This window comes from Streptomyces sp. NPDC127117, from assembly GCF_042677325.1.
Lineage (GTDB): Bacteria > Actinomycetota > Actinomycetes > Streptomycetales > Streptomycetaceae > Streptomyces.
In genome coordinates this window covers 242,254-256,439 of the sequence record NZ_JBHXTM010000005.1, presented here as the reverse complement: position 1 = coordinate 256,439, position 14,186 = coordinate 242,254, and the positions used below count along the sequence as shown (strand labels likewise).

At 71.6% G+C, this 14,186-nt stretch carries 12 protein-coding genes and 1 pseudogene; 4 read left to right on the top strand and 9 right to left on the bottom strand.

Annotated features, from left to right (window positions below):
* Positions 1 to 41: 41 nt before the first annotated feature.
* Complete coding sequence (locus tag ACFVH0_RS07450) at positions 42 to 1,328, bottom strand: geranylgeranyl reductase family protein (protein ID WP_385818581.1); 1,287 nt, start codon at positions 1,326 to 1,328, stop codon at positions 42 to 44.
* 97 nt (positions 1,329 to 1,425) lie between these two features.
* Here ACFVH0_RS07450 and ACFVH0_RS07445 point away from each other — a divergent pair, with 97 nt between their 5' ends.
* Positions 1,426 to 1,950: a GNAT family N-acetyltransferase gene (locus tag ACFVH0_RS07445; RefSeq protein ID WP_385818579.1), complete on the top strand. Its 525-nt coding sequence runs from the start codon at positions 1,426 to 1,428 to the stop codon at positions 1,948 to 1,950.
* 9 nt (positions 1,951 to 1,959) lie between these two features.
* Here the strand turns inward: ACFVH0_RS07445 and ACFVH0_RS07440 are convergent, their stop codons facing one another.
* The 3 genes and pseudogenes from ACFVH0_RS07440 to ACFVH0_RS07430 form a co-directional block, all read right to left on the bottom strand.
* On the bottom strand, positions 1,960 to 4,158 hold the full coding sequence (locus ACFVH0_RS07440) for a hypothetical protein (protein WP_385818595.1): 2,199 nt from the start codon (positions 4,156 to 4,158) through the stop codon (positions 1,960 to 1,962).
* A gap of 126 nt (positions 4,159 to 4,284) precedes the next feature.
* A pseudogene (locus ACFVH0_RS07435) lies at positions 4,285 to 4,353 on the bottom strand (zinc-ribbon domain-containing protein); the annotation flags it as partial.
* A 146-nt stretch (positions 4,354 to 4,499) separates the two neighbouring features.
* Positions 4,500 to 5,192 (bottom strand): demethylmenaquinone methyltransferase, encoded by a 693-nt coding sequence (locus ACFVH0_RS07430; RefSeq protein WP_266913501.1) that lies wholly within the window; start codon positions 5,190 to 5,192, stop codon positions 4,500 to 4,502.
* Positions 5,193 to 5,329: 137 nt separating this feature from the next.
* On the opposite strand from ACFVH0_RS07430, the gene ACFVH0_RS07425 reads away from it, so the two are divergent.
* Entirely contained in the window at positions 5,330 to 6,082 is a 753-nt protein-coding gene (locus ACFVH0_RS07425; protein ID WP_385818578.1) for a DUF3152 domain-containing protein, read from the top strand.
* Between the two features lie 48 nt (positions 6,083 to 6,130).
* On the opposite strand, the gene ACFVH0_RS07420 is transcribed toward ACFVH0_RS07425, so the two are convergent.
* From ACFVH0_RS07420 to ACFVH0_RS07405, 4 genes are all read right to left on the bottom strand, one after another.
* Positions 6,131 to 6,757 carry a hypothetical protein gene (locus tag ACFVH0_RS07420; protein WP_385818576.1) on the bottom strand — a complete coding sequence of 209 codons (627 nt, stop codon included), beginning with the start codon at positions 6,755 to 6,757 and terminating at the stop codon, positions 6,131 to 6,133.
* A gap of 36 nt (positions 6,758 to 6,793) precedes the next feature.
* The gene (mqnC, locus tag ACFVH0_RS07415) at positions 6,794 to 7,993 is read right to left on the bottom strand and encodes a cyclic dehypoxanthinyl futalosine synthase (protein ID WP_385818575.1); all 1,200 of its coding nucleotides are present in this window, start codon (positions 7,991 to 7,993) and stop codon (positions 6,794 to 6,796) included.
* Between the two features lie 72 nt (positions 7,994 to 8,065).
* Positions 8,066 to 9,895, bottom strand: coding sequence for a serine/threonine-protein kinase (locus ACFVH0_RS07410; RefSeq protein ID WP_385818574.1), 1,830 nt, complete (start codon positions 9,893 to 9,895; stop codon positions 8,066 to 8,068).
* Positions 9,896 to 10,312: 417 nt separating this feature from the next.
* The gene (locus ACFVH0_RS07405) at positions 10,313 to 11,191 is read right to left on the bottom strand and encodes a menaquinone biosynthetic enzyme MqnA/MqnD family protein (protein WP_385818573.1); all 879 of its coding nucleotides are present in this window, start codon (positions 11,189 to 11,191) and stop codon (positions 10,313 to 10,315) included.
* A gap of 362 nt (positions 11,192 to 11,553) precedes the next feature.
* On the opposite strand from ACFVH0_RS07405, the gene ACFVH0_RS07400 reads away from it, so the two are divergent.
* Positions 11,554 to 11,757: a cold-shock protein gene (locus ACFVH0_RS07400; RefSeq protein ID WP_003967102.1), complete on the top strand. Its 204-nt coding sequence runs from the start codon at positions 11,554 to 11,556 to the stop codon at positions 11,755 to 11,757.
* Positions 11,758 to 11,990: 233 nt separating this feature from the next.
* The gene (locus tag ACFVH0_RS07395) at positions 11,991 to 12,818 is read left to right on the top strand and encodes a MerR family transcriptional regulator (protein WP_385818572.1); all 828 of its coding nucleotides are present in this window, start codon (positions 11,991 to 11,993) and stop codon (positions 12,816 to 12,818) included.
* Between the two features lie 75 nt (positions 12,819 to 12,893).
* Here the strand turns inward: ACFVH0_RS07395 and ACFVH0_RS07390 are convergent, their stop codons facing one another.
* Entirely contained in the window at positions 12,894 to 14,120 is a 1,227-nt protein-coding gene (locus tag ACFVH0_RS07390) for an amidohydrolase family protein (RefSeq protein WP_385818571.1), read from the bottom strand.
* Positions 14,121 to 14,186: the final 66 nt, after the last annotated feature.

Sequence of the window (14,186 nt, the reverse complement as noted above, 5' to 3'; positions counted from 1 at the left end):
CGGTCAGGCCAGTCCTACGCCAGTACTACGCCATTCCCGTCCTACGCCTTCGGGGCCACCTTGGAGAGCCCGTTGATGATGCGGTCCATCGCGTCGCCGCCCGTGGGGTCGGTCAGGTTGGCGAGCATCTTCAGGGTGAACTTCATCAGCAGCGGGTGGGTCAGGCCGCGCTGGGTGGCGACCTTCATGACCTTCGGGTTGCCGATCAGCTTCACGAAGGCGCGGCCCATCGTGTAGTAACCGCCGTAGGTCTCCTTGAGCACCTTCGGGTAGTTGTTCAGGGCCAGTTCGCGCTGGGCGGGTGTCGCGCGGGCGTGGGCCTGGACGATGACGTCCGCGGCGATCTGACCCGACTCCATGGCGTACGCGATGCCTTCGCCGTTGAACGGGTTGACCATGCCGCCCGCGTCACCGACGAGCAGCAGGCCCTTGGTGTAGTGGGGCTGGCGGTTGAAGGCCATCGGGAGGGCGGCGCCGCGGATCGGCATCGTCATGTTCTCGGGGGTGTAGCCCCAGTCCTCCGGCATCGAGGCGCACCATGCCTTGAGGACCTCGCGCCAGTCCAACTCCTTGAACGCGGAGGAGGAGTTGAGGATGCCGAGGCCGACGTTGGACGTGCCGTCGCCCATGCCGAAGATCCAGCCGTAGCCGGGCAGCAGCCGGTCCTGGGGGCCGCGGCGGTCCCACAGCTCCAGCCAGGACTCCAGATAGTCGTCGTCGTGACGGGGCGAGGTGAAGTACGTACGGACGGCGACGCCCATCGGGCGGTCCTCGCGGCGGTGCAGTCCCATGGCGAGCGACAGCCGGGTGGAGTTGCCGTCGGCGGCGACGACGAGCGGGGCGTGGAAGGTGACCGGGGTCTTCTCCTCGCCGAGCTTCGCGTTGACGCCGGTGATGCGGCCGGTGCGGTCGTCGATGATCGGGGCGCCGACGTTGCAGCGCTCGTGCAGCCGCGCGCCCGCCTTCTGTGCCTGGCGGGCCAGTTGCTCGTCGAAGTCGTCGCGCTTGCGGACCAGTCCGTAGTCCGGGTACGAGGCGAGGTCGGGCCAGTCCAGCTGGAGGCGGACGCCGCCGCCGATGATGCGCAGGCCCTTGTTCCGCAGCCAGCCGGCCTCTTCGGAGATGTCGATGCCCATGGAGACGAGCTGCTTGGTGGCGCGCGGGGTGAGGCCGTCGCCGCAGACCTTCTCGCGGGGGAAGGCCGTCTTCTCCAGGAGCAGGACGTCCAGTCCGGCCTTGGCCAGGTAGTACGCGGTGGTGGAGCCGGCCGGGCCTGCCCCGACGACGATCACATCCGCGCTGTGTTCGGAGAGGGGCTGCTCGGTCACGGTCGGATCTCCCGAGGACTCGAAATCACGTGCCGCGCGGCACCTGTCCCATGCAGTCTATTGGGGTCCACCGATCAACGTTCCGAAGGGCTCCCAGATGTCGACCGTGCTTCCCGGTGCTCCCTCCGTACAACTGCGCGTTCCGATCGACGAGGACGCGCTGTCCTGGCATCGCGCGTTCGACGATCCCGAGGTGATGGAGTTCTTCGGCGGTGCGTCGGAGGAGCTCTCGATGTACGAGGAGTGGACCGCCCGGCAGCGCAGACTCGACGCCGAACTCGGCTACTGCCTGTGGACGGTGCTGGACGAGGACGGCGAGGTGGCCGGTTTCACGGGCGCGCAGCCCTGGCCGCGGACCGATCACGGGCCGGTCGGCGAGATCGAGATCGGCTGGCGGCTGGCCCGGACGGCCTGGGGCCGGGGGTACGCCACCACCGCCGCGCGCCTCACGCTGGAGCGGCTGCGCGCGGCCGGGGTGGAGCGGGTGGTGGCGACGATCGACGCGGGGAACGAGCGGTCCGTGGCCGTGGCCCGGCGGCTGGGGATGGAGCGGGCGGAGAGCTTCACGGCGCCGGGGACCGGCCGGGAAGTGGTGTGCTTCCGGCTGGCCCTGGCGCCGTGAACGCGGACGTCAGTCGATGTCGTTGAGCATCCACGTGGACAGGGCGGTGTCGAAGATCCGCCGGGCGCCCGGCCACTCGCTGTCGCGCTCGGTGGTGTAGACGGCGTACTCGGTGCCGTCGTCCGCGATGTGGCTCTGGTCGATCGCGTGGATCGTCTCGCCGCTCTCCCGGTCCTCGTAGGTGTACTCCCAGATCGCGCCGGGCCGCCCCTGGAAGGTGTTGGCCGCCAGTTCGATGCGGCGGTAGTTCTTCTGGTTGGCCTCGGCGGTCCGCTCCAGCGTCACGAAGTTCTCGTACGAGCTGTACGGGGCGTTGCGGATGACACCGACCTTGAGCGCGGCCCGGCCGGTGGAACCCGCGTAGGTGATCTGGTGGTTCTTCTCGCTCCGCCGGTCCCAGACCGTGGGGACGGCGAAGGAGAAGCCCGCGGTGTCGGAGACGAGCCGGAAGCCCTCGGGAACGCTGGGGGCGGCGGGGGCGGACGGGGTGGCGGAGACGGTGGAGGCGGACGGGGTGGCGGCGGAGGTCTGTTGCTGCGTCGGCTCGGCCGGGGGTGCCTGGCTGTTCCGGGCCTCGGCGGTGGGCCTGTCGTCCTCGACCGCTCCGGCCCCGCCCCCGCCGTCCGTCAGGGCCAGAACCCCGGCCGTCGCGCCACCACCGACGAGCAACGCCGCGACGAGGGTGCCGGTCCAGATCAGGGCGGAGCGCTTGCGGGAGCCGGGCGGGGCGGTGGGCGCGGGTGCGGGCTCGGTGGGCAGTGCGACGGTCTGCATGCCGTACGGGGTCGGCGCCGCGGTCGGGGGCGGGGTCGGGTCCGCCGTGGCAGAAGGGCCGTACGGGGCCGGCGTCGGCGGGACGACCGCCGTCGGGGCCTCCGGCGCCACGCCCGGCAGCGGCGGCATCGGCGTCGACATGGGCGTGGGCACGGGCCCCGGCATCGGTCCCGGCATCGGCGTCCGCGGCGCGAGCGGAGCCGCCCGCCTCGTCAGCCGCAGCAGATGCGGTGCCACGAGCACCGCGCCGCCCACCCACAACAGGCCGAACAGCAGCGCGTCCGACACGCTCGTCGCCAGCTCCGCCGTGCCCTGGCCGCCCATGTCCCCGAAGTCGCCGGACAGCTCGACGGACACTCCGCCGATGCCGCTGAGCACCAGGAACATCGCGAGGAACAGCGCGCCCGCGGTGGCCTGTTCGCGGCGGTCGGCCGAGCGTCGGGCGGCCCGGATCCCTAGGGTGAGCGCGCAGAGGAGACCGATGGCCAGCGCTCCGGTCACCGCCCAGCCGTTCACTTCCTCGCCCAGTTCGGACAGCCCGACGGAGCCGTGCTCGATGCCCGAGCCGAAGAGGTTCACCTGCCCGCGCATGTCGTACTCGACCGGGGCGCCCCAGCTCAGCCCGAGCACCGCCAGGCCGATGTTCGGCAGCAGCGGCAGTGCGATCAGCATGGCCTCACCGTCCACGCCGTCGGTGTTGGCGTACACGATGTACCCGGCCAGGCCGCAGAGCAGGAGCACTGCGCCCAGCGCCCCTACGGCCGTTCCCGCCGCCCGGACCGTGGTGAGCGCCGCCGGGCGCGCGGCCAGCCACTGTGCCGCGGCGTCGCGCTGGAGTACGCCGCCGGTGACGAGCAGCGAGATGACCAGCGCCCCGAGCGTGGCGAGGAGCGGCGCGGACGAGACGGACACGCCCGCGACATCGGGCTGGGCGAACAGCCCCAAAACCAGGACGGCGGCGGAGGCCACCAGGGCGATCCGTACCGCCGCCTCCAGCCCGCCGCCCTGCGCGCGGGCCCGGCGGGCGCCGAGGATCAGCGCGCCCGCCCACAGCACGGTGACGGTCAGCGGGACCACGGACAGCGAGGCGCCGCCCTGCGACATGCCGCCGTCGTCTCCGTAGTACCCGCTGCCCTCGAACCCGCCGCCGACCGGGCCGGTGGACCGCAGATCGAAGCCGCCGCCGAACGCCTGGAGCAGCATCGCCAGCGCGATCCGCAGCCGGTCGCCCCAGCCGACGACGATGTCGTCGCCCTGCCCGTACGAGGGGATGGCGAGCGCCACCGCGAGCGCCAGGATCAGTCCGGTGGGCCAGGCCGCCGCCTTGGCCGATCCGGCCCAGTCGCCCCGGAAGGTCCGGCCGAAGAACGCGCCGAGGGGCGGCGGAACCGCAGGGCCCGCCGGGCCCTGCGACGGTGGCCCAGCGGCCGGCATCGGCGCGTGGCCGGGCGGCGGGGGCTGGTGGGACGGCGGTCCGAACGGCTCGGACCGGGGTGGAGCGTCCGGCATCGCCGGCGGGGCGGCGGCCGGTGCCGGATCGGCGGCCGTCGGGCGTTCGCGCCCGCACTTCATACAGAAGCGCGCCCCGTCCGGGGCCTGTGTTCCACAGAAGGGGCAGTACAACGGCATGCGGGCTCCGGCGGCAGGAACGGGGAGGGGGACGATGTCGGGGAAGACATGTGCGTTTCAACGGACACGTCTACCCCGCCGCCCGGTTCCCCGCTCCGGAATTCACCGAAGCGTCGTCCACGGAGAAGCTGCCTGCGGAACGGTCCTCAGGGGCGGACGCCCCGGTGCAGCGCCACCACACCACCGGTGAGGTTGCGCCAGGCGACCTTCGACCAGCCGGCCCGCTGGAGCGCGGCCGCGAGTCCGGGCTGGTCGGGCCAGGCGCGGATGGATTCGGCGAGGTAGACGTACGCGTCGGGGTTGGAGGACACCGCGCGTGCGACCGGCGGCAGCGCCCGCATCAGGTACTCGGTGTAGACCGTGCGGAACGGCGCCCAGGTCGGCTGCGAGAACTCGCAGATCACCACCCGGCCGCCCGGCTTGGTCACCCGGTACAGCTCGCGCAGCGCCGCGTCCGTGTCCTGGACGTTGCGGAGCCCGAAGGAGATCGTCACGGCGTCGAAGGTCTCGTCGCGGAACGGCAGCCTGGTGGCGTCGCCCGCGGTGAAGGGCAGCCAGGAGTTGCGCTTCTTGCCCTCCTGGAGCATGCCGAGGGAGAAGTCGCACGGCACGACGTACGCGCCCGTCGCGGCGAACGGCAGCGACGACGTCGCCGTGCCCGCGGCCAGGTCGAGGATCTTCTCCGCGGGCCGGGCGTGCACCGCCTTCGCGACCTCCTTGCGCCACAGCCGGGCCTGGCCGAGCGACAGCACATCGTTGGTGAGGTCGTAGTTCGCCGCCACGCCGTCGAACATCGTGGCGACTTCGTGCGGCTGCTTGTCCAGGGATGCTCGGGTCACCCACCCATTCAAGCAGCCCGGTCCGGGGCGCTCCGCGCCGGTCGCAAGTCGTTACCCGAGTGGACTGAACCAATCCGTTCAACCGACGGTCAGACAGGAGGGGGCAACGAGCCACCGGGATCCAGGGGGGAGCCGAGATGTCCGTACGAGACGCACGCGTCCGGTCACAGCCGGAACGCCGCCGAGGGCGCCTGCTCGTCGCCGCCGCCGTCCCGGTGGCGCTGCTCTGTGCCGCCGCCGTGCTGGGGCCCCGGGAGAGCACCGGCGCCGAGGGGAAGGCGTCCGCACCGTCCGCGTCCGGGAGTTCGCCGGGCACCGGCACGTTCACCGTCGCGGATGCGCCCGATACGGGCAAGCGCGAGGGCAAGGGCAGTGGCGCGGGCAGGAGCGGGGAGATGGCGTACCGGGTCGAGGTGGAGAACGGATCGGGCGTCGACCCGGACCGGGCCGCCGCCGAGATCGCCCGGATCCTGGCCGCGCCACGCGGCTGGGCGCACCACGGCAAGCACACCTTCCGCCGGGTCTCCGAAGGACCGGCCGGGCTCGTCGTCCGGATCGCCACCCCGGCGACCACCGACGCCATCTGCGGCAAGAGCGGCCTCGACACCCACGGCGAGGTCAACTGCCGGGTCGGCGCCGACGTCATGGTCAACCTCAAGCGCTGGCAGCGGGGTTCGCCCGAGTTCCACGGCCCGCTCGCCGAGTACCGGGCCCTGATCATCAACCACGAGGTCGGCCACTGGCTGGGCCACGGCCACGAGACCTGCCCGGGCAAGGGCCGCCCCGCCCCCGCGATGATGCAGCAGATATACGGGCTGAAGGGGTGCGTCTCCAACGCCTGGCCGTACGACGCCGAGGGCCGCTATCTGGGCGGCCCGCAGGTCCCGTGACCCGGCCCGCCGTACGTACGTATCAGCCGTACGTACCGGCCGTACGTATCAACTGCGGCGGAAGACCAGCCGGCCGCCGAGCACCGTCGCCGTGCAGCTCCCGGCACCCTCGGCGCGCAGCGCCGCCAGGTCCGGTACGTCGAACACCGCCAGGTCCGCGGGCCCGCCGACGGCCAGCGCCGTCGCGAACGCGTCGGGCGGCTCCGGTACGGACGCCAGCGGGTCGAGCGACGCCTCTTCCGGCGCCGGGCCGGGGGCGTGGACGCGCAGCCCCGAGCGGGCGACCGCGGTACGCACGGCGGGGCGGGTGAACGGGCCCCGCACGGCGGTCGTGCCGTGCCGCAGCATCCGTTGCAGCCCGCGCCGGGCGCTCGCGCCCCAGCGGGCGTCGTCCATGCCCAGGGCGGTGAGCGCGTCACCGGTGAGCGGTTCGGTGCCGTGCTCGTCGGCCTCGCGCGGGTCCGGGTGGTAGGCGGCCTCCAGCAGTGCCGGGGCCGCCGCGTTCAGCAGCCCGGGGGTGATCAGCCCGGACCACCGCCTGACCCTGGCCCGCGGACGGGCGGCGGTCAGCTCCGCGTACCCGCCGATGGCGACGACCGCGCCGCCGTCCACGGCCACGGAGTCCGCCCCGTCCGGGGCGCCGATGACCGCGTCGGCGGCGTGCACCGTCAGCAAGGCCGCCTCGGACCCACTGCCGATCGGGGGGCGGCGTCAGTTGGCATTGAGGAGCTTCAGCTCCGGGTGGGCCGTGCCGCCGTCGATGGCCGTGGACGAGATGTGCGAGACCACGCGGTCGTCGACCGGGTCGTTGGCCGGGTCGTCGTGGACGACGAGGTGCTCGTACGTGGTGGCGCGCTGGGCCGGCACCCGGTCCGCCTTGCGGATCAGGTCGATGATCTCCAGGCGGTTGGAGCGGTGCTTGGCACCGGCCGAGGAGACGACGTTCTCCTCCAGCATGATCGAGCCGAGGTCGTCGGCGCCGTAGTGCAGCGACAGCTGGCCGACCTCCTTGCCGGTGGTCAGCCAGGAGCCCTGGATGTGGGCGACGTTGTCCAGGAAGATCCGGGCGATGGCGATCATCCGCAGGTACTCGAAGAGCGTGGCCTGCGTACGGCCCTTCAGCTTGTTGTTCTCCGGCTGGTACGTGTACGGGATGAACGCGCGGAAGCCGCCCGTCCGGTCCTGTACGTCGCGGATCATCCGCAGGTGCTCGATGCGCTCGGCGTTGGTCTCGCCGGTGCCCATCAGCATGGTGGAGGTGGACTCGACACCGAGGCGGTGCGCCGTCTCCATGATCTCCAGCCAGCGCTCGCCGGACTCCTTGAGCGGGGCGATCGCCTTGCGCGGCCGGGCCGGCAGCAGCTCGGCGCCGGCTCCCGCGAAGGAGTCGAGTCCGGCGGTGTGGATGCGCTGGATGGCCTCCTCGACGGAGACCTCGGAGATCCGGGCCATGTGCTCGATCTCGGAGGCGCCCAGCGAGTGGATGACCAGCTGCGGGAACGCCTTCTTGATCGCGGAGAAGTGCTCCTCGTAGTACTCGACGCCGTAGTCCGGGTGGTGCCCGCCCTGGAACATGATCTGCGTGCCGCCGAGTTCGACGGTCTCCGCGCAGCGGCGCAGGATGTCGTCGAGGTCGCGCGTCCAGCCCTTGTCGGTGTCCTTCGGCGCGGCGTAGAAGGCGCAGAACTTGCAGGCCGTGACACAGACGTTCGTGTAGTTGATGTTGCGCTCGATGATGTACGTCGCGATGTGCTCCGTACCGGCGTAACGGCGTCGGCGTACGGCGTCGGCGGCCGCACCCAGTGCGTGCAGCGGCGCCGAACGGTAGAGGTCGAGCGCCTCCTCCGGAGAGATCCGACCGCCCTCGGCGGCTCGGTCGAGGATGGGCTGAAGGTCGGCCTTCTCGGTCACCGGGCTGTCACCTTTCGGCGGTTTTTCAACGGATCTACGGACCGGTTCAGCGTACGCCAGCCCCTCTCGGGGTCAGCCGCCGGACCTGGTGAGCGTGGCGTACGGCAGGCCCGCGCCCCGCTCCTCGGACCGGAAACGCAGGGTGCCGTCGGAGGCCAGGGTGAAGTGGACGTCGGTGGTGGTGGAGGTGCACAGGGCCGGGGTGCTGGGCCGGTCCGGATCGACGCGTTCGTGGAGCGTCAGCTCCTCGGCGGTGCCGGAGGTGAGGCTGGCGACGCTGTTGCAGCTGACGGTGACTCCGAGGCTGGAGACCTCGGTGTTCATCCGGACCACGTCCGTGCCCTTCTTGCCCGCGGTGAAGACGGCGGTGAGGGTGCCGTGCGGCGCCCCGGTGGTCTTCTCGGTGGCCGGGCCCTTCCAGGTGCCGATGAACGCCTTCGGCAGCTCGGCGATCTGCTCCGGGCTCGCGGTGCCCGGGTCCGTGGGCTGTGACGGCCGGGTGGACCCGGTGGCGGCGGGCGGGGCGCTGCCGACGTTGCCGTGCTCGGCGCTGTTCCGGCCGCCGCCGCCCGGCATCAGATCGAAGAGGAACGCGCCGCCCACGGTCACGGCGGCCAGGGCGCCCGCCACCGCGAGGGCGACGGTGCAGCTGAGCCGCCGGCCGCGGTGCGCGTCCGGCCGGGCCGGGCCGCTGTCCGCGCTGACCGTGACGGAGAAATGCGGGTCGGACGCGCGCTGTCCGGGCAGCTCGGAGGCCCCGGTCCGCGGCGGCCCGGACGCCCTCGACGTCCTGGCCGACCGGGCCGCGCCCGCGGTCGCGGGCCACGAGGGCAGTACGCCCGGATGGGACAGCCGGGTCGGGTCGTGCGTGGGGAAGGGCTCGGCCGGTGAACCGAACCCACCGCCCAGGCCCCCGGCACCGCTCGCGCCGCTGCCCCCGCCGGCCCCGTCGGCACCCCACTCCGCGCCGCTGAACGGCACCGGCCCCGACTGCACCGGCGCGTCCTGCGGCTCCAGGTCCAGCAGCGCGACCGCGGCCCGGCTGACCTCGCGCACCAGCGGTCCGGGCAGCCAGCCGGCCGCGACCAGCGCGGCGGCCCCGCCCGGCGCGAGCCGCCGGGCCAGCTCCATGGGCGTGGGCCGGTCCTCGGGCTCCTTCGCCAGGCACCCGGCGACCAGCTCCCGCAGGTCCCCCTCCAGCTCCCCCAGCTCGGGCTCCTCGTGCACCACCTTGTAGAGGAGTACGGCCGAGGAGTCGCCGAGGAAGGGGGCGGTACCGGTCGCCGCGTACGCGAGCACCGCGCCGAGCGAGAAGACATCGGCCGCGCCCGAGATGTCGACGCCCCGGATCTGCTCCGGTGCCATGTAGCCGGGCGAGCCGACCGAGACCCCGGTGGAGGTGAGCGAGGCGGTGGCACCGATGGCGTGGGCGATGCCGAAGTCGATCAGCCGGGGACCGTCCAGGGCCAGCAGCACGTTGGACGGCTTCACATCACGGTGGATGAGGCCCTGTCCGTGCACCGCGGCCAGCGCCTCCCCGAGTCCGGCGCCCAGCGTCCGTACCGCGTTCTCGGGCAGCGGGCCGTGCTCGGCGACCGCGGCGGAGAGCGCGGGGCCGGCCACGTAACCGGTGGCGACCCACGGAATGGGCGCGTCCGGGTCGGCGTCCAGCACCGGGGCCGTCCACTGCGCACCGATACGCCGGGCCGCGTCCACCTCGCGACGGAAGCGCGCGCGGAACTGCTCGTCCAGCGCGAAATGGGGGTGCACGACCTTGACCGCGACGGTGCGTCCGCCCGCGCTGCGCCCCAGATAGACCCGGCCCATGCCGCCCGCACCGAGCCTGCCGAGCAATCGGTAGGCACCGATGGTCAGCGGTTCGCCGGCTTCCAGCGGCTGCATATGGACACTCCCCCTGTGGACCGGCCTGACCTCCGACCGAAGCCTAGGGGGCGAAGGTCATCGGGTCACAGAGGAAACCATCCGCCTATTTCGCCCCTATGGGAACGAACAACGGCTTTCGACACAACAAAAGGCGTGAATGCGTCGTTCACCCGAGCGATTCCGGGGCAGGCCGGGACGTCCGGCGGACCGCCGTCCGGGAATCGGCTATTCGACGCGTATTAACCCGAATCGAGGCCGTACCGGCAGAAACGCATAGGGAGATGCGGCGGGAGATGTGGCGGGGGAAGGCACGGGAAGGGATAAGCGATCCCGAAAGGTACGGGATTCACCTATATCCCGGGGCATTCCCGCGCGAGGCGCACGCCCGGCGCCCTTTCCCCGGACCCGCGCCCCCGCGCCCCGCTCCGGTGTGCCTCAACCGCCGAGCAGTTCGACCTTCACGTCGGCCGGGAAGCCGGTCGTCGGACCGACCCGGCGCGCGAACTCCCGCACGCCCGCCAGCTGGTCCGGTCCGAAGCGGAAGTCCAGGGTCGTGAAGTACCGCTCCAGCACCTCCGAGTCGAAGGCCTCCCAGCGCGCCGCCTGCTCCGCGACCTTGGCGACCTCCTCCAGGGAGAGGTCCCGCGAGGCCAGGAACGCCTCGTGCACCTTGCCCACCCGGTCGGGCTCGGCCGCCAGGTAGTCCTTGCGGGCCGCCCAGACCGCGAAGACGAACGGCAGCCCGGTCCATTCCTTCCACATCTGCCCCAGGTCGTGGACCTGGAGGCCGAGCCGGGGCGCGTCGTGCAGGTTGGCGCGCAGCGCGGCGTCGCCGATCAGCACGGCGGCGTCCGCCTCCTGCATCATCAGGCCGAGGTCCGGCGGGCAGGTGTAGTAGTCCGGGCTGACCCCGTACCGCTCGGCGAGCAGCAGCTGGGCCAGCCGGACGGAGGTGCGCGAGGTCGAGCCGAGGGCCACCCGGGCCCGGTCGAGCTGGTCCAGCGGCACCTGCGACACGATCACGCACGACATGACGGGCCCGTCGCAGCCCACCGCGATGTCGGGGAAGGCGACCAGGTCGTCGGCGTTGCGCAGGTACTCGACCAGGGTGACGGGGCCGATGTCCAGATCGCCCCTGATCAGCTGCTCGCTGAGCTTCTCCGGGCTGTCCTTGGAGAGCTCCAGGTCGAGCAGGGTTCCGGTGCGCGCCAGCCCCCAGTACAGGGGAAGGCAGTTCAGGAACTGGATGTGGCCGACGCGCGGCCGGCTGCGACGGTCGTCGCCTGCGACGGTTGAGACGGTTGAATTGTCCACATCGCGAGGCTAGACCCGTGGCGCGATCCGGACGGCACCGGGGGCGCGGGGCGCACCCCATCTCACTCCCGGGGTGCTCCGGGAGAGTCCTCGGACCCCCTCCGTACGCCCGGAAGTCACCCTCGCGACACCCCTCCGTACGCCCGCTTCGTCAGCTCATCAGCGCGGCAATCAAACATCCGAGTGAAGTGATCTTTCCCTCTACCCTTCGATACACGCTGCGTGCTAGGCTCGACGCAAGTTGCAGTTTGGTTTCCCTTGCAGTACAGAGCCTGCGGAGCATGTAACCCGCAGGCTTTTGTAGTTTTCAGACTTCTTTGCAGGTTCTGGAGCAGGGCAACCCTTTGGCCCAAGGAGGGCTTATGGCTACCGGAACCGTCAAGTGGTTCAACGCTGAAAAGGGCTTCGGCTTCATCGCCCAGGACGGCGGCGGCCCGGATGTCTTCGTCCACTACTCCGCGATCAACGCGTCCGGGTTCCGCTCTCTTGAGGAGAACCAGGTCGTGAACTTCGACGTCACTCAGGGGCCCAAGGGTCCGCAGGCTGAGAACGTCACCCCGGCCTAGTTGCCCGGGTCGGCCGATCGCGGCCGGCTAGTAGTACCCAAGGAGCCCCGCTCCTCCGCTTCGGCGGGGAACGGGGCTCCTGCCTTTTCCGCTCCCTTTTCCCTTCCTCCTCCTCTTCTTCCGCTCCCCTTTTCTTCCGGAGCCGGCCCGAGGGGCGACTTCTTCCGGAGCCGGCCCGAGGGGCGGCGGCGCTTGACCTTGACACCGTGTGAGGCGGTGGGCTGGGAGACATCATGTTCACCATCGGAGACTTCGCCCGGTACGGACGGGTGTCGGCCCGGATGCTGCGTCACTACGACGCCATCGGGCTGCTGCGCCCGGACCGTACCGACCCCGCCACCGGCTACCGCTTCTACGGAGCCGCCCAGCTCGCCCGCCTCAACCGCGTCATCGCCCTCAAGGATCTCGGCTTCACGCTCCAGCAGGTGCGGGCCATCCTCGACGAGCAGGTGGGGCCGGAGGAACTGCGCGGGATGCTGCGGCTGCGCCGGGCGGAGCTGGAGGAGGCCATGAGGGCGGCGGCGGCGAGGCTGACGCAGGTCGAGGCGAGGCTCCGGTCGATCGAGAGCGAGGGAAGCATGTCCATGGACGATGTCGTGGTCAAGAATGTTGCCGCGGTACGGGTCGCCGAACTGACCGGCACCGCGGCCGGTTTCGGACCGGAGGACATCTCTCCGGTGATCGGCCCGCTGTACGACCGGCTGTTCCCGCTGCTGGACGAGGCGGGCGTCGCCCCGAGCGGCCCCGGGATCGCGCACTACGAGGACGCCCCGGAGGGCGGCGGCGCGATCGTCGTCCACACGGGGGTCACGGTGTCCGCCCCGGTGGGCCCGCTGGGCGACACCGGGATCACGGTGGTCGAGCTGCCCCCGCTGGAGGCGGCGACCGTCGTCCACCGGGGTTCGATGGACGGCGTGCTGCCGACGGCCCAGACGCTGGCCCGCTGGATCGACGCCAACGGCTACCGGTCCGCGGGGTACGCCCGGGAGATCAGCCTGGAGTGTCCCGAGGACCGGGACAAGTGGGTGACGGAGCTCCAGGAGCCGGTCACCCGGGCCTGACACCGCCATGAGAACCCGGGCCGGAGGGGGCGGAGCCTGAGGGGGCGTGCCGCAGCCCCTTCCGGCCCGGGTGGGTCAGGCTCCGGGCCCCGCCCACAGCCCGTCGTCCGTCAGTCCCAGCAGGTCGATCGCGTTGCGGCGCACGATCCGGTCCACCACATCGGCGTCCAGATGCCCCATCTGCGCCTCGCCGACCTCGCGCGACTTGGGCCAGGTGGAGTCGGAGTGCGGGTAGTCCGTCTCGTACAGGACGTTCCCGACGCCGATCGAGTCCAGGTTCTTCAGCCCGAAGGCATCGTCGAAGAAGCAGCCGAAGACGTGCTCGGCGAACAGCTCCGACGGCGGGCGGTGGACCTTGTCGGCGACTCCGCCCCAGGCCCGGTTCTCCTCCCAGACCACGTCGGCGCGTTCCAGGATGTACGGGATCCAGCCGATCTGTCCCTCCGCGTACATGATCCTGAGGTTCGGGAACCGTTCGAACTTGCCGCTCATCAGCCAGTCGACCATCGAGAAGCAGCAGTTGGCGAAGGTGATGGTGGAGCCGACGGCGGGCGGGGCGTCCGCCGAGGTGGACGGCATCTTCGAGGACGAGCCGATGTGCATGGCGATCACCGTCCCGGTCTCGTCGCAGGCCCGCAGGAACGGATCCCACTCGTCCGTGTGAATCGAGGGCAGTCCGAGGTGCGGGGGTATCTCGGAGAACGCCACCGCGCGCACCCCGCGCGCCGCGTTCCGCCGTACCTCGTCCGCGGCCAGCTCCGCGTCCCAGAGCGGGATCAGGGTGAGCGGGATGAGCCGGCCGTGTGCCTCGGGCCCGCACCACTCCTCGACCATCCAGTCGTTGTACGCGCGCACGCCGAGCAGCCCCAGCTCGCGGTCCTTCGCTTCGGTGAAGGTCTGGCCGCAGAAGCGCGGGAAGGTGGGGAAGCAGAGCGCGGACTGGACGTGGTTGACGTCCATGTCGGCGAGCCGGTCGCGGACCGAGAACGAACCCGGACGCATCTGCTCGTAAGTGATTATCTCCAGCTTGATCTCGTCCCGGTCGTAGCCGACCGCGGTGTCGAGCCGGGTGAGCGGGCGGTGCAGATCCTCGTACACCCACCAGTCGCCGATCGGCCCGTCGTCACCCTTCGCGCCCATCACGGGCGCGAACTTCCCGCCCATGAAGGTCATTTCCTTGAGCGGTGCGCGGACGATCCGCGGGCCGCGGTCGAGGTACTTGGACGGGAGCCGGTCCCGCCAGACATGAGGGGGCTCCACCGTGTGGTCGTCCACCGAGATGATCTTCGGGAAGGTCTCCATGAATACCACCGTAGCGCCGATCTGACGAACCGTCAGCTATCCGGACCGGACCCCGTGCGGTAATCG

Bases quoted from the DNA above. Each gene is read 5' to 3' on its own strand.
- ACFVH0_RS07445 (WP_385818579.1), top strand. From the start codon at position 1,426: ATGTCGACCGTGCTTCCCGGTGCTCCCTCCGTACAACTGCGCGTTCCG.
- ACFVH0_RS07440 (WP_385818595.1), bottom strand. From the start codon at position 4,158: ATGCCGGCCGCTGGGCCACCGTCGCAGGGCCCGGCGGGCCCTGCGGTT.
- ACFVH0_RS07425 (WP_385818578.1), top strand. From the start codon at position 5,330: ATGTCCGTACGAGACGCACGCGTCCGGTCACAGCCGGAACGCCGCCGA.
- ACFVH0_RS07410 (WP_385818574.1), bottom strand. From the start codon at position 9,895: ATGCAGCCGCTGGAAGCCGGCGAACCGCTGACCATCGGTGCCTACCGA.
- ACFVH0_RS07400 (WP_003967102.1), top strand. From the start codon at position 11,554: ATGGCTACCGGAACCGTCAAGTGGTTCAACGCTGAAAAGGGCTTCGGC.
- ACFVH0_RS07395 (WP_385818572.1), top strand. From the start codon at position 11,991: ATGTTCACCATCGGAGACTTCGCCCGGTACGGACGGGTGTCGGCCCGG.
- ACFVH0_RS07390 (WP_385818571.1), bottom strand. From the start codon at position 14,120: ATGGAGACCTTCCCGAAGATCATCTCGGTGGACGACCACACGGTGGAG.